Origin of the sequence: Cupriavidus sp. MP-37 (genome assembly GCF_020618415.1) — a bacterium.
Taxonomy (GTDB): Bacteria; Pseudomonadota; Gammaproteobacteria; order Burkholderiales; family Burkholderiaceae; genus Cupriavidus.
On the sequence record NZ_CP085345.1, the window covers coordinates 2,090,732 to 2,106,234 of the forward strand.

Genomic DNA, 15,503 nt, shown 5'->3' on the forward strand with positions numbered 1-15,503 from the left:
CGGGGCTGTCAGTATAGCGGTGATGCCAAGAGACTACGTGACCGGCGAGGCAGCCAGACGACCGCTTGTTTGCTCCCTCTCCCGCTTGCGGGAGAGGGTTGGGGTGAGGGCGGGAGTGTCCACGAAGTGAAGGCGGTCGCTATTGCCAGCGCCTGCCCTCACCCCCGCCCCTCTCCCGCAAGCGGGAGAGGGGAGCAAACCGATCGAGGTGGTCAGCTTAATGCTCGCCCTCCACCGCCAGCTTCAGCTTGCCCAGCGCAAACTCCCACTGCCGCCCGATCGCTTCCAGCGACCGGCGCGCGGCATCGAGCTGTCCAGGCTCGAACTGCCACAGGCGCTCGCGACCGGCGCGGCTGTCATGCACCAGCCCGGCCTGCGCGAGCACCTGCAGGTGCTTGGTCACCGCCTGCCGTGTCATCGCGCTGCCCGCGGTCAACTGCGCGATCGACATCGCGCCGCCGGCGCACAGCGCCGCCACCAGCCGCAGCCGGGTTTCGTCGCCGAGCGCGGCAAACACCGCGGCGGATTGCCGCAGTTCCGGCGCGTCCGGCAGCGCCTCAGGCAGTGCCGGCAACATGCTGGCGAATATTGTTGACTTGCGCGTCCCAGCCGCCGCTGTTGATACGGAAGGCTTCCTGGCGCCGTTCGGGCGGGATCCGGTCAAAGCCGGACTCGACCACGGTCAGCATGGTGCCGCCTTCCACCTCGCGCAGCGTGAATTCCACCAGCGTGGCCGGCTCGTTCGAATAATCGCGCCCGCGTTCCAGCGGCGCCGGATGCCAGCGCCACGACAGCAGCCGTTCCGGCTCCATGCGATCGACCTGCACATCGAACTTCAGGTACTCGTAACCCGGATAGGTGATGCTGCCCACCACGCGCTGGCCGGGTGCAAAGGTCGCGCCGTCAAAGCGGACGCCGAACCAGCTGCCGAAGGTATCGGCATCGGTGAGGGCGTGCCAGACGCGCGCGACGGGGGCTTCGATCAGGATGCTGCGTTCGATGCGGTCGGTTTCTGTGGCCATGTCCGGTCTCCTGTGCCAGGCGTTGCCTGCAACGCTGTGGTTGCATGTTAGGAGACCGGCTCGGAAAGCGCAACCAAATGGTTGCTTATTGTTGCGGGCAAAGGTGCTCAGAGATCGAGCACCAGCCGTTGCCCCCTGCAGCGCGACACGCACAGCATCATGGTCTTCTGCGCCGCCTTCTCGGCGTCGGACAGGTACTGGTCGCGATGGTCGGCTTCGCCCTCGAGGATGGCGGTCTCGCACGAGCCGCAGATGCCCTCGCGGCACATGCAGTCCACGTTGACCCCGGCCTTCTCGATCGCGCGCAGCAGCGATTCGTCGGCGCCGACCTGCAGCGTCAGCCCGCTCTTGTGCAGCACGGCCTCGAAGGCGCCGCCCGTTGCGTCGACCTCGTTGCGGAACTGCTCGAAGTGGATGCGCGCGGGGTCCCAGCCGGCGGCGCGCGCGGCGTTGACCACGGCATCGTTGAGCGGGGCCGGGCCGCAAACGTAGACGTGGGTGTCGGCCGGCTGTGCGGCGATCAGCGCGGCGATGTCGAGCAGCGTGCCGCTGTCGCTTTCGTACAGGTGCAGCTGGCCGGGCTGCAGCGTGGCGGGCAGCACATCCAGGAAAGCGGCGGACTGCGCGTTGCGGAAGCAGTAGTGCAGGTCGAAGCTGGCGCCGCGTGCGGCGAGCACCTGGATATGCGTCATGAACGGCGTGATGCCGATGCCGCCGGCGATCAGCAGGTGGCGGCCGGCGCCGTGGTCCAGGCTGAACAGGTTGCCGGGCGCGCCGATGTGCAGCTCGTCGCCTTCGCGCACCTGCTCGTGCATGTAGCGCGAGCCGCCGCGCGAGGCCTCTTCCAGCCGCACCGCGATCTGGTAGTGGCCGGGCTCGCCCAGGGTGCTGGTCAGCGAGTAGGCGTTGCGCAGCCGGCCGCCGTCCATGTGGACGACGATATGGCTGCCGCTGTCGAAGGCGGGCAACGCGCCGCCGTCGCAGGGTTGCAGGGTAAAGCGCTTGATGCCGGCGGCCAGCGGCTCGACGCGGCCGACGCGCACGCGGAGCGTGTCAGTCATGGCGGTACCTCGGAATTCAGGAATTGCAGGGAATGCGGGAGGGAAGCCGGACCGGCATGGCGCCGGTCCGCCCGGGCCATCAGGTAATGACCGTCAGCCTGGCGGCGATCCACACCACCAGGCCGCCCACGACCAGCGCCACATAGGGCAGCACGCCGGCGCGCGCGTTGGGCAGTTCCATGTCGCGGCGCATCGACTCGGGGAAGCGGCCCTTGTCCTGGATGTAGTGGCGGTAGATGAACACCGGCACGATCAGCAGCGCGGCGATCAGGCCGTTGCGCAGCGTGTGTTCGCCCTGGAAGTTGGCGCCGGCGCCGACAAAGGCCAGGTCGAAGAAGCCGAGGAACGCGCCCAGCGCCAGCAGCCAGTTCTTGCACTTGTACGGCCGCGGCCAGTCGGGGCGGTCCATGCGGTGGATCCAGCCCGACTGCAGGTTCAGGAACACGAAGATCATGTAGCAGACGTTCGAGATCGACAGCACTGCCATGTAGTTCGACATCAGCAGCAGGAACAGGTTGAACAGCAGGTCGGTCCACATCGCGCGCGTGGGCGAGCCGTGCTCGTTCACATGCGAGAGGTAGCGCGGCAGCCAGCCGTCGACCGAGGCCTGGTACAGCGTGCGCGACGAACCCATCATCGAGGTCATCACGATCAGCAGGATCGCCAGCACCAGCATCACCACGATCACGTTGAACACCACCGCGCCGCCGCCGACGAACTTGGCCATTGCCGCGCCTACGCCGGAGCCGTCGACGATGTCCGGTGCCAGCATGCCCTGTAGCCCGAGCGACCCCTGGAACGCGATCGGCACCGCGATGAACATGAACAGGCACAGCACGCCGGACCAGAAGATGGCCTTGAAGGTGTCCTTCTGCGGGTCCTTGAACTCACGCGTGTAGCACACCGCGGTCTCGAAGCCGAAGGTCGACCAGCACGCCAGGAACATCGCACCCATCGCCGTGCTGAGTCCGGCGGCGTTCCAGCCGCCCAGCACCGCGGCACCGGAAGCGTCATGGGTCAGCGGCAGCAGCGGGAAGAAGTTGGTCGAAGGCATGTCACCGGTGAACAGCGGCACCAGCGCGATCACCACCAGCGGCGTCAGCGAGGCGATGCCCAGGATGCGCTGCGTGGTCGCGGCGGCGGAAGCGCCGCTGTGCTGCAGCTTGAAGGTGATCAGCAGGAACGCGGTGGCGAGCAGGAAAGTGGAATTCACCCGCAGCGTCAGGCCCTTGCTGACGAAGCCCAGGTCCACCAGCGTCAGCTGCCAGGTGTTGATGACGGAATCGGCCGGGAACAGCGCGCTCAGCATATAGCCGGCCGCCAGGCTGGTGCCGAGCGCCAGCATCGGCGACCACGCCACCCAGTTGCACCAGACCGAGACCGGTGCGACGAACTTGCTGTAGCGGACCCAGCCCATCGCGCCGTACACCGACGCGCCGCCCGACTTGTGCGGGTACAGGCCCGAGATCTCGGCATAGACGAAGCACTGGGCAAAGCCGACCAGGATGGCGAGGATCCAGATCACCCAGGCCGGGTTGCCGATGGTGGCGGACACCCCGCCGATGGTGAAGAGCACGCCCGCCGGCACGCCGCTGGTGACCCAGAAGGCGTCCTTCCAGGTCAGCGTGCGCTGCAGTTCGTGCGAGGGGGCTTGTTGCTGGGTTTGCTGCTGGGGTTGTTGCGCGGGGGCGAGCGGCGCCTGCGCGCCGATCGACAGCACGTCTTTCTGTGAATACACGATGTCTCCTTGCTTCCCGGGTCGCCGTGTTGCGGGAGCTGGGCTCCGTCACGGTCTGCCGTCTGCGGTCTGGGTGGGTACGTTGCGGTACTGCCTGCCGGGGTTACGACGGTCGGGAAGGTCTGGCGGGGATTCTGGGGGCGTTTCTCATGGTTGTCTCCTGTTGTCATCCCGGGTTGCCACTTGTCCGATTCGCAGGGCGCGTGGTATTCCGGTCTTATCGATTCACTGTAAGTAAATTAGATTACTTGTGGTGTTTCGGGTGAGTATAGGAACGGCGCGGAGGCAAGGCAACGGAAGTTTTGTATCGCGCTGCGAAGTCCCGGCCGTCCCCGTGGCTACTGCTGCACGGGTTGCCCGGGGCGCGGAGCACCGAGCGTTTCCACCATCGCGCGCCCCGCGGCGCCGGCCCGGCGCTTGCGCCACCAGCCCAGCAATGTCAGCACCAGCCAGAAGCACTGGGTCAGGAACGACGCCAGGTTGAACGCGCCCGTCAGCGAGATCAGGATGCAGGCCGGCCCGATCACGTTGAGGGCGACGGCCAGCCGGCCCGTCGGGGATTTGTGCAGGACCTGCACGGCAAAATGCGCGGCAACGTAGGCGGCAACGCCGACAAGTCCGGTTGCGTCGGTAAGACCCAGGGAGGCCATGGTGGTGTGCTTCGTAAGGCAGTGGTGCAGCGGTGGATAAACGCCGTCAGAACGTCTTGGTCAGCGAAACCAGGAACGTGCTTTTCAGCGGATTGGAAACGGACGGATTGCCGGAGGAATCCAGCGCGCCGGTGGTGTAGCGGTCGTAGACGTCGGTGCGGCCCCAGCCGCGGGTATAGGCGCCGGTCACGGTCCAGCCGCCCTCGAAGGCCTTGGACAGCGCCACCCGCACGTCGCGGAAGTTGTAGGCGGCAAAGTTGCGCACGCGCTCCTGGCCATAGTGCAGCAGCAGCGTGACGCCGTGGCCCAGGTCGAAGGTGCCGTTGATATCCAGGTAGCCGGAGCCGCGGCTGTGCAGGTTGTTGCCGGACAGCAGCGAGGCGCTGTTGTAGCCGAAGTAGTCGGGGGTGTACGTCAGCCAGTATTTGACGTTGAACCACTTCCACGTCAGCGACGCGACCGCCTCGCCGTAGTTGTACCTGGTCTGCGCGTATTGCAGCCTGGCGCCGGGGTAGAGGTAGTAGTAGAGCTGTCCGGCGTAGACGAAGTCGCCGACGCTTCCGGTGTAGCCGGCATACAGGTCCCATTCGACCGTGCCGCCCTCGATGAACTTGTCGCTGATGCTCGACATCCAGGTGCCGGCGGCAAAGCCGCTCGGGTGGCTGTAGTCGATGCCGCCCTGGACCGCGGGCTTGCCCCAGGTCTGGCGAAAACCGCGCGACACGTACTGGGACGGCAGCGTCATGTTCGCGCTCCAGGGCGACGTTGCCGCGGCGGTCTGCGCGGGCGGCACGGTCGCGGCGACCTGCGGCACCGGCGCGACCGCCAGCGTGGTGTCGCCGCCGGCCTGCGCCAGCGCGGGCGGCGCCTGGCACAGCAGCAGGGGCAGTGCGCCTGCCAGGGCGGATCTTGCGGCAAAGCGTTTGCTCAGCATGGTTGTGTCTCCTCCGTGCAGCCGGTCTGGGTTTGTGTGTTGGTTGCCGGCTTTGGTGGTGATGGAGGCGCGACGCGTCCGACCGGGCGCACGCTGCCCGCCGGGACGCTGGTCCCGGCAGCATGGGTGCCGCAGTCAGGGTTCGGGCCGCAGACCCGCGCGCCGCGCCGCTCGGGTCAGGCAGGCATTGGCAAGGGCATGCGTGCGGCAGGCGCTTGCGGGCTCTGCGCCACGGTCTGCCTGCGCGTGGGCGCCGCCTTGTAGTACGGCGCGGTCGAGCGCTGCAGCGGCGCGCGGCCGCGGATCACGTCGGCCAGCTTCTCGGCCATCATGATGGTGGGCGCGTTGAGGTTGCCGGTGACGATCTTCGGCATGATCGACGCGTCGACCACGCGCAGCCCGGACAAGCCGTGCACGCGGCCCTGGTGGTCGACCACCGCCATCGGGTCGGAGGCATCGCCCATCTTGCAGGTGCAGGACGGGTGCAGCGCGGTCTCGGCATGCTCGCGCACGAAGGCATCGATCTCGGCATCGCTCTGCACCATCATGCCGGGCTTGATTTCGCGGCCGCGGAACTGGTCCATCGCCTGCTGGCCGATGATCTCGCGCGTCAGCCGCACCGCGGCGCGGAACTCGCGCCAGTCCACCTCATGCGCCATGTAGTTGAACAGCAGCCGCGGCTTGACGCGCGGGTCGCGGCTGGCCAGCTTGACGAAGCCGGTGCTGGGCGAGCGCATCGAACCCACGTGGCACTGGAAGCCGTGCGACTTCACCGGGTTGCTGCCGTCGTAGTTCATTGCCAGCGGAATGAAGTGGTACTGCAGGTTGGGCCACGCGAACTCGTCGCTGCTGCGGATAAAGCCACCGGCCTCGAAGTGGTTGGAGGCCGCCGTGCCGGTGCCGCGCAGGTACCACTCGATGCCGATCGCCGGCTTGTTCCACCACTGCAGCGCCGGGTACAGCGAGACCGGCTTGGTGCATTCGTACTGCAGGTACATCTCCAGGTGGTCCTGCAGGTTCTCGCCCACGCCTTTCAGGTCGGCCACGGTGTCGATGCCGAAGGCGCGCAGTTCATCGGCATTGCCCACGCCCGAGCGCAGCAGCAGCTGCGGCGACGCGATCGCGCCGTTGCTGACGATCACTTCGCGCCGCGCCCGCGCTTCGCACACGTGGTCGCCCTGCAGGTACGACACGCCGATGGCGCGCTGCCCGGCGAACAGGATGCGGTCGGCCAGCGCACGCGTGTGCACGGTCAGGTTGGGGCGCTCCCGCGCCTGGTCGAGGTAGGCCAGCGACGTGCTGCAGCGGCGCCCGCCCGCGGTGGTGGTGCGGTCCATCGGCCCGAAGCCTTCCTGGCGGTAGCCGTTCAGGTCGTCGGTGCGGCCGTAGCCGGCCTGCTCGCCGGCCCGGATAAAGGCATCGAACAGCGGGCTGATGCCGGCCTTGGGCGTGGTCACGTGCAGCGGACCGTCGCCGCCGTGGTAATCGTTGGCGCCCTTGTCGTAGGTCTCGGCCTTGCGGAAGTAGGGCAGGCAGTCGGCGTAGCTCCAGTTTTCCAGCGACTTGCTTTCGGCCCAGCCGTCGTAGTCCATCGCATTGCCGCGGATATAGCACATGCCGTTGATCAGCGACGAGCCGCCCAGGCCCTTGCCGCGGCCCTGCGTCATGCGCCGGTGGTTCATGTGCGGCTCGGGCTCGGTGACATAGGCCCAGTTGTAGGTGGTGCCCTGCAGCGGGTAGGCCAGCGCGGCCGGCATCTGCGTGCGCCAGTCCAGGCGCCAGTCGGGGCCGCCTGCCTCCAGCAGCAGCACCGAGACACCGGCGTCCTCGGTCAGCCGCGCCGCCAGCACGCAGCCTGCGGAGCCGGCGCCGACGATGATGTAGTCGTACTCATGGATTGCCTGCATGGTGCAATCTCCTTGTTTGCGTGACGCCGTGCGTGGCAGCCCGGGGGCGGTGCCGCCGCGCACGCGATTGCGAAGTCAGCTGCGCTCAGGCGCCGAACCAGCCCATCGCCTTCGGGGCGAGGTTGATATAGCTGTGCTTGAGCTCGGTGTACTCGTCCAGGCCGATGCGGGCCAGCTCGCGGCCAATGCCGCTGGCCTTGTAGCCGCCCCACGGCGCTTCCGGGAAGTACGGGTGGTAGTCGTTGACCCACACCGTGCCGAAACGCAGCGCGCGCGACATGCGGTTGGCCTTGTCCAGGTCGCGGGTCCAGACTGCGGCGGCCAGGCCATACGGCGTGTCGTTGGCGGCACGCAGCGCTTCGGCTTCGGAGCGGAAGCGCTCGGCGGTGATCACCGGCCCGAAAATTTCCTCCTTCGCAATCTTCATTTCCGCCGTCACGTCGGCCAGCAGCGTCGGTTCCAGCCAGTAGCCCTTCTTGTACACGTCACCGGCCGGCCGCTTGCCGCCGTGGACCAGGCGCGCGCCCTCGGCGATGCCGGCCTGCACCATGCCGAGGATCTTCTCGTGCTGTTGCGCCGACTGCACCGGGCCCATCTGCGTTTCGCCATGGAAGCCGTTGCCGATCACGATGCGCGGCAGGCGCTCGGCCAGCCGGCCGATGAATGCATCATAGATGCTGTCCTCGACCATCAGGCGCGAGCCCGCGGAGCAGACCTGGCCGGCGTGGAAGAACGCGGCGTTGAGCGCGTAGTCGACCGCGGCATCGAGGTCGGCATCGGCAAAGACGATGTTGGGGTTCTTGCCGCCCAGCTCCAGGCCGATGCGCTTGAAGTTGCCGGTGGCGGCCTTCATGATGCTCTCGCCGGCAAAGGCGCCGCCGGTGAAGGACACCAGGTCCACGTCCAGGCTTTCGGCCAGTTCCGCGCCGACTTCGGCGCCGCCGGTCACCAGGTTGAACACGCCCGGCGGCAGGTCCAGCTCCGCCACCAGCTGCGTGAAATGATGCGTGGTCAGCGGCGTCAGGTTGCTGGGCTTGATCACCACCGTGTTGCCCGCACCCAGCGCCGGCGCGATCTTCCACGCGGCCTGCAGCAGCGGGTAGTTCCACGGCGTGATCAGGCCGCACACGCCCACCGGCTCACGCAGCGTGCGGCTGATCACGTGGTGCGGCGCTTCGTTGACGGCGCCCGATTCCGACGCCACCAGGCCCGCAAAGTAGCGGAAGGTGGCGGCGATATCGCCCATGTCGGTGCGGCTTTCGGTCAGCGTCTTGCCGGTGTTGAGCGACTCCAGGTGGGCGAGCTTGTCGGCATCGCGGTCGATCAGTTCGGCAAGCTTGTTCAGCAGTTTCGCGCGGTCGCGGATCGTGGTCTGGCGCCACGGGCCGTCAAAGGCCTTGCGTGCGGCCGCGATGGCCAGGCGCGCATCGGCGCGGGTGGCTTCGGCGGCCTGGGCGATCACCGATTCGTCGGCCGGACTCACGATGGCGCGCGTGCCGCGGTCGATGGGCGACTGCCACTGGCCGTCGATATAGAGCTGGGTCTGGATCATTGCTGCGGTTCCGGTTGTTCTTGTGGGTTCAGGCGGCCAGGGCGTCGAGCACCATCTGCTGGAAGTGCTGCACGCCGTGCTCGCCGATGGCGGAGGTTTTGTCGTCGGTGACCAGCAGCGGGCCCTGGCCGTTGCGGTAGCCGCGCGACTTCAGGCCGCGCTGCACCGATTCGACGATGCTGAGGTCCTCCGGCTTGAGCACGTTCTTGTAGTAATCGATCAGCTGTTCCTGCTCGGCCGTCGGCGTGCTGTCGCGGAAGTAGAACTCGAAGTGCTGGATGGTGGTGTCGGCATCCACCGGGAACATGTAGAACACGCCATAGTTGCCATCGCCCGGCAGCACGTTGAGCGTGACGTTGGGCCACAGCCAGTACGCGGCGAAGTCGGTGTTGGGGGCGTCGCTGGCATAGGTGAAGGCGTCGCTGCCCGAGCGGGTCTGGCCGACCTGGCTGGTATAGAGGCCGCGCACCTCGTGCTTGTAGGTCTCCATCTGGATCGACTCCACCAGCGCCGGGTGCGCGGTCTGGCAGTGCAGGCATTCCAGGTAGTTGTCGACCACCACCTTCCAGTTGGCCTTCATCTCGTAAGTGAGCTTGTGCGCCGGCACCAGCTGGTCGACGTCCGGGCAGCGCGCGCGGATCTCGTGGTTCAGGCCGGCGGCGAGTTCGGCCAGCGGCTTCGCGTCCATGTCGAGGTTGACGAAGACCAGCCCGCAGAATTCTTCCACGCGCACCGGCGTGAGGCCGGCGTTGTCCTTGCAGAAGCCCGGCACATTCTCGGCGTTGCGCACATGGATCAGCTTGCCGTCCAGGCCGAACGACCAGGCGTGGTAGGGGCAGGTGATCACGTTCTTCGCCTTGCCGGCGCCGTCGGCGAACAGTTCGTGCGCACGGTGCGGGCAGACGTTGTAGAACGCGCGCAGCACGCCGTCGCGGCCGCGCACCACGAAGATGTTCTCGCCCGCCACCTGGGCGGTGGCGTACTGGTTGTTCTCGGCCACCTGGCTCTTGTGCATCACGCATACCCAGCTGCGCGCGAAGATGGTCTTCTTTTCCTGCTCGAAGACTTCCTGCGAGGTGTAGTAGTGGGCCGGCAGCGTATAGGCGAGCGGCGGTGTGGTGCTGCAGACGGGGGCGGCGGTCTCTTGCATGGGGTGTCTCCTCGTTGATCTCGATGCTTTGTTGATTCACTGAAAGTAAATTAAATTACTAATAGTGATGTGAGACGAAGTCTAGTGAGAGGGAATGGGTTGTTGCAATTCAAAAAAGCGATCTTCTGTGCAAAGACAATTGCCGGTTACTATCGATTCGCGCGATTTGCAGGGATGGTGTAAGGTTCGAGTTACTCAATTCACCATCGGTTGAAAAAAAGCGGAGGAGCGCCCATGACCGAAGACACTTTTGCCACGCGCCTGAAGGGGGTGCTGGAAGGCAAAAGGATCATGCTCAAGCAGGTGGCCGAGGCCCTGTCGGTGTCGCCGTCGGCCGTGCACAAATGGACGCGCGGCGGCGAGATCGAGTACGAGCGCCTGCTGGCGCTGGCGCGCTTCCTGGGCGTCAACTGGCTGTGGCTGCGCTACGGCGAGCAGGCCATCGCCGACCTCGAGGCCAGCACCGCGTCCGACCCGCACATCAAGGAACTGCGCCAGAAGCACCTCGCCGAAATCATGGAAAGCGAGGCGCGGATGAAATTCGCGCAGGAGGTTTCCGGCATCGTCACGTGGGAATGGAACGTGCTGACCGATGGCCTGACCTATTCTTCCAACGATGTCTCGCTGTTCGGCCGCCATATCCGCAACATGGACGACTTCTGGGCCTGCGTGCATCCAGGCGACGTGACGCGGCTGAAGGAAGTGCTGGCGCGCACGCTGGGCGCGCAGGAGATGCACGAGTGGGAATTCCGCGTGGTGCATCAGGACAACACGCGCTGGATCTCGTCGCGGGCGACGCTGGTGCGCGATTTCGACCAGCGCCCGGTCAAGATGATCGGCGTCAGCCTTGACATCACCGAGCGCCGCCGCGCCGAGGCCGCGCTGCGCCAGAGCGAGGCGCTGCTGGCCAAGGCGCAGCAGATCGCCCACCTGGGCGGCTGGTACTGGAACATCCAGACCGACGACTGCGCCTGGACCGACGAGGCCTACCGCATCTTCGGCTGGGCCCCCCAGGCGTTCAAGGTGACCATGGAGCGCTACCTCGCATCGATCGTCGAAGAAGACCGCCCGCGCGTGCAGGCGGCAATCCGCGCGGCCATCGTCGACAAGGTGCCGTATCGCGTCGACTACCGCATCCAGCTGCCGGACGGCAGCCTTCGCGACATCCATGAGGAAGGCGAGGTCACGCTGGACGAGCACGGCAACGCGCTGACCATGGTGGGAGCGTCGCAGGATGTGACTCCCTGACAGCGGCGCGCGCGCCGGCCGGCGGTAGCGGCCAGGCCATTCCGGGGCGGCAGGCATGCCGCCCTTTTTCTTTTTTGGCAATGGCGGCGCATCTTCCTGAGGCGCAAGGCCGCGGCCAGTGTAACGACTGTTTCATTTGGTGAGCGCATTACTGTAAGTATTCTGGCGGCGATTGCATCTTCGTTTCGGTTCATTTGCGCAACGTGAGAAACAAATGTTGCATTACCTCGCGCCATGCCCCTATACTGCCTCGCGTAACCGGGCCAACCGCAGGGACTGAACGGGAGATCGAGATGCAACAGCAAAGGCAGCAGCAAAGAAAACGGCGATCGCTGGCCACACTGTTCTGGCTGGGCGCCTCGATCCTGGCCGGACCCGCGCTGGCCGACACCTATCCCGCGCGTCCGATCCGCCTGGTGGTGCCATCGGCGGCCGGCGGCAGTCCGGACGTGCTGATGCGCGCACTGGGCGCCGAAGCCGGCAAGTCGCTGGGCCAGTCGTTCGTGATCGACAACAAGCCTGGGGCCTCGGGCGTGATCGGCATCTCGGAGCTGGAGCGCGCCACGCCCGACGGCTACACGCTCGGCTACGCCAACAACGTCACGCTGTCGATCAACAAGAGCACCTTCCGCAAGCTGCCTTATCGCCCCGATGCCCTCGTGCCGGTGGTGCTGCTGTTCAAGGTGCCGAACGTGATCGCGGTCAGGCCGGACATGCCGGTGAAGAACTTTGCCGAGCTGGTGGCCCACATCAAGGCCAATCCGGACAAGGTCACCTACGCCTCGCCGGGGCAAGGCACGTCCGGGCACCTGACCGGACAGTTGCTGGCGGACAAGGCAGGGCTGGCCTGGACCCACGTCGGCTACAAGGGCAGCCCGCAGGCCGCCACCGATGTGATGGGCGGCCAGGTCAATGTGCTGATCGACAACATGCCGACCATCCTGCCGCTGATCAAGGCGGGCAAGCTCAGGCCGCTGGCCGTGACCAGCCTGGCACGCTCGCCGCTGCTGCCGGCGCTGCCCACCATCGCCGAGTCCGGCGTGCCGGGCTTCGAGGGGGTGGCGTGGGGCGGCGTGGTGGCGCCGCAAGGCACCGCCGCCGACGTGGTGGCCAGGCTCAACGGCGCCTTCAACCGCGCGCTGGCGGACCCGGCCATTCGCCAAAAATTCTCTGCGCTGGGCGCCGAGACGGTCGGCGGCACGCCGCAGGCGCTGGCCGGCTATGCCGCGCTAGAAACCGACAAGTGGGCGGCGGTGGTCAGACAGGCCGGCATCGCGCCGCAATAAGCCCGCCGGCAAGACAAGGATCGACCATGGCATCACAACCCCCCGCGCCCCGGCGCGCCGACCTGATCTTCCGCAACGCCACGGTCGTGGACGGCACCGGGGCCGACCGCCGCCTGGCCGATGTCGCCGTCGCAGGCGACCGCATCGTTGCCGTGGGGGATTGCGGCGGCATCGCCGCGGACCATACCGTCGACGCCACCGGCCGCGTGCTGGCGCCGGGTTTTATCGATGCGCATACGCATGACGACGGTTACCTGCTGGTGCACCGTGACATGACGCCCAAGGTGTCGCAGGGCATCACCACGGTGGTGACCGGCAACTGCGGCATCAGCGTGGCGCCGCTGGTCAGCGGCGCGCCGCCGCAGCCGCTGGACCTGCTGGGCCCGCCCGCGCTGTTCCGCTTCGACACGTTCGCGCAGTGGCTCGACGCGCTGCGCGCGGCGCCGGCCAACGTCAACGTGGTGCCGCTGCTGGGGCACTCCACGCTGCGCGTGCGCGCGATGCCGGAACTGGACCGTCCCGCCAATGACGCGGAGATTGCCGCGATGCGCGAGGAGGTTGCGCTGGCGATGGAGGCGGGCGCCTTCGGGGTGTCGACCGGAACCTTCTATCCGCCCGCGGCCGCGGCCACCGAAGCCGAGATCATCGCCGTCTGCGAGCCGGTCCGCACGCATGGCGGCCTCTATTCCACCCACCTGCGCGACGAGACCGACGCCATCGTGCCGTCGATCGAGGAAGCGCTGCGCATCGGCCGCGCGCTGGACTGTCCGGTGGTGTTCTCTCACCACAAGGTGGCGGGCAAGCGCAACCATGGCCGCTCTGTCGAGACCCTGGGCCTGCTGGCCGAGGCCGCGCGCCTGCAGCCGCTGTGCCTGGACTGCCATCCCTATCCCGCGACCTCGACCATGCTGCGGCTGGACCGCGTGCGCCAGTCCACCCGCACGCTGATCACGTGGTCGACCGGCTACCCCGCGGCGGGCGGCCGTGACTTCCATGAGCTGATGCAGGAGCTTGGACTGGATGAAGAAGAGTTGCTCGCCAGGCTGCGTCCCGCGGCGGCGATCTACTTCATCATGGACGAGCGCGACGTCGCGCGCATCGCGCAGTTCCCGCTGACCATCTTCGGCTCCGACGGCCTGCCGTTCGATCCGCGCCCGCATCCGCGCCAGTGGGGCACCTTCCCGCGCATCCTGGCGCGCATGGTGCGCGAAGAGCAGCTGATGACGCTCGAGGCCGCGATCCACAAGATGTCCGGGCTGGCCGCGCAGCAATACGGACTGGCAGACCGCGGCCGGATCGCGCCGGGCGCGTTCGCCGACCTGGTCCTGTTCGACGCGCAGCGCGTGCAGGACCGCGCCACCTTCGAAGACCCGCTGCAACTGAGCACCGGCATCGACGGGGTCTGGGTCAACGGCGCGCAGGTCTGGCAACAGTCCGCCGGGGGCGACCACAGCATCGGCAGCGCGCTGGCCGCATTCTCCGGCCGCGTGCTGCGGCGCGTTGCCAACGACAATCCTTCCGCCGCGCACCGCTGACGCGCGGCCCGGCACTGCCACCACCACTTCATCATGACCCACGTATTCCATCGCAATCCGCGCCAGCAGTTGCCCGTTGCCGTTGCCGGGCAGGGCATCGAACTGATCGACAGCACCGGCCAGCGCTACCTGGACGCCTCCGGCGGCGCCGCCGTGTCGTGCCTCGGACACGGCCATCCGCGCGTGATCGAGGCGATCAAGGCGCAGCTCGACACCATCGCCTACGCGCACACCTCGTTCTTCACCACCGAGGTGTCGGAAACGCTCGCCGAAACCCTGGCGCAGGCCGCACCCGGCGATCTCGATCACGTCTACTTCGTCTCGGGCGGCTCCGAGGCGGTGGAATCGGCGCTGAAGCTGGCGCGCCAGTATTTCGTCGAGGTGGGGCAGCCGGCGCGCCGCCACTTTATCGCGCGCCGCCAGAGCTACCACGGCAATACGCTGGGCGCGCTGGCCATCGGCGGCAACGCCTGGCGGCGCGAGCCGTTCCTGCCGCTGCTGGTGCCGGCGCACCACGTGTCGCCGTGCTATGCGTACCGCGACCAGCTGGCGGGCGAGACCGACGCGCAATACGCGCAGCGCCTGGCCGACGAACTGGAAGCGAAGATCCTGGCCCTAGGCCCGGAGACCGTGGCCGCATTCGTCGCCGAAACCGTGGTGGGCGCCACCGCCGGCGCGGTGCCGCCGGTGGGCGATTACCTGAAGCGCATCCGCGCCGTATGCGACAAGTACGGCGTATTGCTGATCCTTGATGAAGTGATGTCAGGCATGGGCCGCACCGGCTACCTGTTCGCGTGCGAAGAGGACGGCGTGGTGCCGGACATCGTCACCATCGCCAAGGGCCTGGGCGCCGGCTACCAGCCCATCGGCGCGATGCTGTCGACGCGCCGGATCTATGACGCCATTGTCGGCGGCAGCGGCTTCTTCCAGCACGGTCACACCTATATCGGCCATGCCACGGCCTGCGCGGCGGCCCTGGCAGTGCAGCGCACCATCGCCGAGGACAAGCTGCTGGCCAACGTGCTGGCCCGCGGCGAGCAGCTGCGCAGCCGCCTGCGCGAGGCCCTGGGCGAGCACCCCAACCTGGGCGACGTGCGCGGCCGCGGCCTGTTCGTCGGCGTGGAATTTGTCGCCGACCGCGACAGCAAGGCTACGCTCGATCCCGCGCTGAAGACGCATGCGCGGCTGAAAACCGCGGCGATGCAGAATGGGCTGCTGGTTTATCCGATGGGCGGCACGGTCGACGGTGTGCATGGCGACCACGTGCTGTTCGCGCCGCCGTTTATTTGTACGCCACGAGATATCGACAACATCGTCGAGCGTTTTGTCGCGGCGGTGGAGGCGGTGCTGCCGGCGAGCGTTGCGGCCTGATTCACTGAAAGGCCACCGCTTGCTGCCGGTTTGCTCCCCTCTCCCGCCT

13 protein-coding genes are annotated in these 15,503 nt (G+C 67.3%); 4 read left to right on the top strand and 9 right to left on the bottom strand.

Annotation, left to right across the window (positions count from 1 at the left end; all coding sequences use genetic code 11):
• Nucleotides 1–217: 217 nt before the first annotated feature.
• From LIN44_RS25790 to LIN44_RS25830, 9 genes are all read right to left on the bottom strand, one after another.
• Nucleotides 218–577, bottom strand: a complete 360-nt coding sequence (locus LIN44_RS25790; RefSeq protein ID WP_227315077.1) for a helix-turn-helix transcriptional regulator — start codon at nt 575–577, stop codon at nt 218–220.
• Nucleotides 558–1,022 (bottom strand): SRPBCC family protein, encoded by a 465-nt coding sequence (locus tag LIN44_RS25795; protein WP_227315078.1) that lies wholly within the window; start codon nt 1,020–1,022, stop codon nt 558–560. Before LIN44_RS25795 ends, LIN44_RS25790 begins: the two co-directional genes overlap by 20 nt.
• 107 nt (nt 1,023–1,129) lie before the next feature.
• The gene (locus LIN44_RS25800; RefSeq protein ID WP_227315079.1) at nt 1,130–2,083 is read right to left on the bottom strand and encodes a PDR/VanB family oxidoreductase; all 954 of its coding nucleotides are present in this window, start codon (nt 2,081–2,083) and stop codon (nt 1,130–1,132) included.
• Nucleotides 2,084–2,162: 79 nt separating this feature from the next.
• Nucleotides 2,163–3,719, bottom strand: coding sequence for an APC family permease (locus tag LIN44_RS25805; protein ID WP_227316429.1), 1,557 nt, complete (start codon nt 3,717–3,719; stop codon nt 2,163–2,165).
• Nucleotides 3,720–4,159: 440 nt separating this feature from the next.
• The gene (locus tag LIN44_RS25810) at nt 4,160–4,471 is read right to left on the bottom strand and encodes a hypothetical protein (RefSeq protein WP_227315080.1); all 312 of its coding nucleotides are present in this window, start codon (nt 4,469–4,471) and stop codon (nt 4,160–4,162) included.
• Nucleotides 4,472–4,517: 46 nt separating this feature from the next.
• A complete protein-coding gene (locus tag LIN44_RS25815; RefSeq protein ID WP_227315081.1) occupies nt 4,518–5,405 on the bottom strand; it encodes a TorF family putative porin in 888 nt (295 codons plus the stop codon).
• A gap of 176 nt (nt 5,406–5,581) precedes the next feature.
• Entirely contained in the window at nt 5,582–7,312 is a 1,731-nt protein-coding gene (betA, locus tag LIN44_RS25820; protein ID WP_227315082.1) for a choline dehydrogenase, read from the bottom strand.
• 85 nt (nt 7,313–7,397) lie between these two features.
• Nucleotides 7,398–8,864, bottom strand: coding sequence for an aldehyde dehydrogenase family protein (locus tag LIN44_RS25825; protein WP_227315083.1), 1,467 nt, complete (start codon nt 8,862–8,864; stop codon nt 7,398–7,400).
• A 28-nt stretch (nt 8,865–8,892) separates the two neighbouring features.
• Nucleotides 8,893–10,014, bottom strand: coding sequence for an SRPBCC family protein (locus LIN44_RS25830; RefSeq protein WP_227315084.1), 1,122 nt, complete (start codon nt 10,012–10,014; stop codon nt 8,893–8,895).
• A gap of 234 nt (nt 10,015–10,248) precedes the next feature.
• On the opposite strand from LIN44_RS25830, the gene LIN44_RS25835 reads away from it, so the two are divergent.
• The 4 genes from LIN44_RS25835 (at nt 10,249) to LIN44_RS25850 (ending at nt 15,454) form a co-directional block, all read left to right on the top strand.
• Nucleotides 10,249–11,262 carry a helix-turn-helix transcriptional regulator gene (locus LIN44_RS25835; RefSeq protein ID WP_227315085.1) on the top strand — a complete coding sequence of 338 codons (1,014 nt, stop codon included), beginning with the start codon at nt 10,249–10,251 and terminating at the stop codon, nt 11,260–11,262.
• A gap of 293 nt (nt 11,263–11,555) precedes the next feature.
• Nucleotides 11,556–12,548 (top strand): tripartite tricarboxylate transporter substrate binding protein, encoded by a 993-nt coding sequence (locus LIN44_RS25840; protein WP_227315086.1) that lies wholly within the window; start codon nt 11,556–11,558, stop codon nt 12,546–12,548.
• Nucleotides 12,549–12,574: 26 nt separating this feature from the next.
• Nucleotides 12,575–14,083, top strand: coding sequence for an amidohydrolase family protein (locus tag LIN44_RS25845; protein ID WP_227315087.1), 1,509 nt, complete (start codon nt 12,575–12,577; stop codon nt 14,081–14,083).
• A gap of 33 nt (nt 14,084–14,116) precedes the next feature.
• On the top strand, nt 14,117–15,454 hold the full coding sequence (locus LIN44_RS25850) for an aspartate aminotransferase family protein (protein WP_227315088.1): 1,338 nt from the start codon (nt 14,117–14,119) through the stop codon (nt 15,452–15,454).
• Nucleotides 15,455–15,503 lie beyond the last annotated feature (49 nt).

Excerpts from the sequence above, each read along its gene's own strand:
- LIN44_RS25790 (WP_227315077.1), bottom strand. The coding sequence starts at position 577 with ATGTTGCCGGCACTGCCTGAGGCGCTGCCGGACGCGCCGGAACTGCGG.
- LIN44_RS25795 (WP_227315078.1), bottom strand. The coding sequence starts at position 1,022 with ATGGCCACAGAAACCGACCGCATCGAACGCAGCATCCTGATCGAAGCC.
- LIN44_RS25800 (WP_227315079.1), bottom strand. The coding sequence starts at position 2,083 with ATGACTGACACGCTCCGCGTGCGCGTCGGCCGCGTCGAGCCGCTGGCC.
- LIN44_RS25810 (WP_227315080.1), bottom strand. The coding sequence starts at position 4,471 with ATGGCCTCCCTGGGTCTTACCGACGCAACCGGACTTGTCGGCGTTGCC.
- LIN44_RS25815 (WP_227315081.1), bottom strand. The coding sequence starts at position 5,405 with ATGCTGAGCAAACGCTTTGCCGCAAGATCCGCCCTGGCAGGCGCACTG.
- betA (WP_227315082.1), bottom strand. The coding sequence starts at position 7,312 with ATGCAGGCAATCCATGAGTACGACTACATCATCGTCGGCGCCGGCTCC.
- LIN44_RS25825 (WP_227315083.1), bottom strand. The coding sequence starts at position 8,864 with ATGATCCAGACCCAGCTCTATATCGACGGCCAGTGGCAGTCGCCCATC.
- LIN44_RS25830 (WP_227315084.1), bottom strand. The coding sequence starts at position 10,014 with ATGCAAGAGACCGCCGCCCCCGTCTGCAGCACCACACCGCCGCTCGCC.
- LIN44_RS25835 (WP_227315085.1), top strand. The coding sequence starts at position 10,249 with ATGACCGAAGACACTTTTGCCACGCGCCTGAAGGGGGTGCTGGAAGGC.
- LIN44_RS25840 (WP_227315086.1), top strand. The coding sequence starts at position 11,556 with ATGCAACAGCAAAGGCAGCAGCAAAGAAAACGGCGATCGCTGGCCACA.
- LIN44_RS25845 (WP_227315087.1), top strand. The coding sequence starts at position 12,575 with ATGGCATCACAACCCCCCGCGCCCCGGCGCGCCGACCTGATCTTCCGC.
- LIN44_RS25850 (WP_227315088.1), top strand. The coding sequence starts at position 14,117 with ATGACCCACGTATTCCATCGCAATCCGCGCCAGCAGTTGCCCGTTGCC.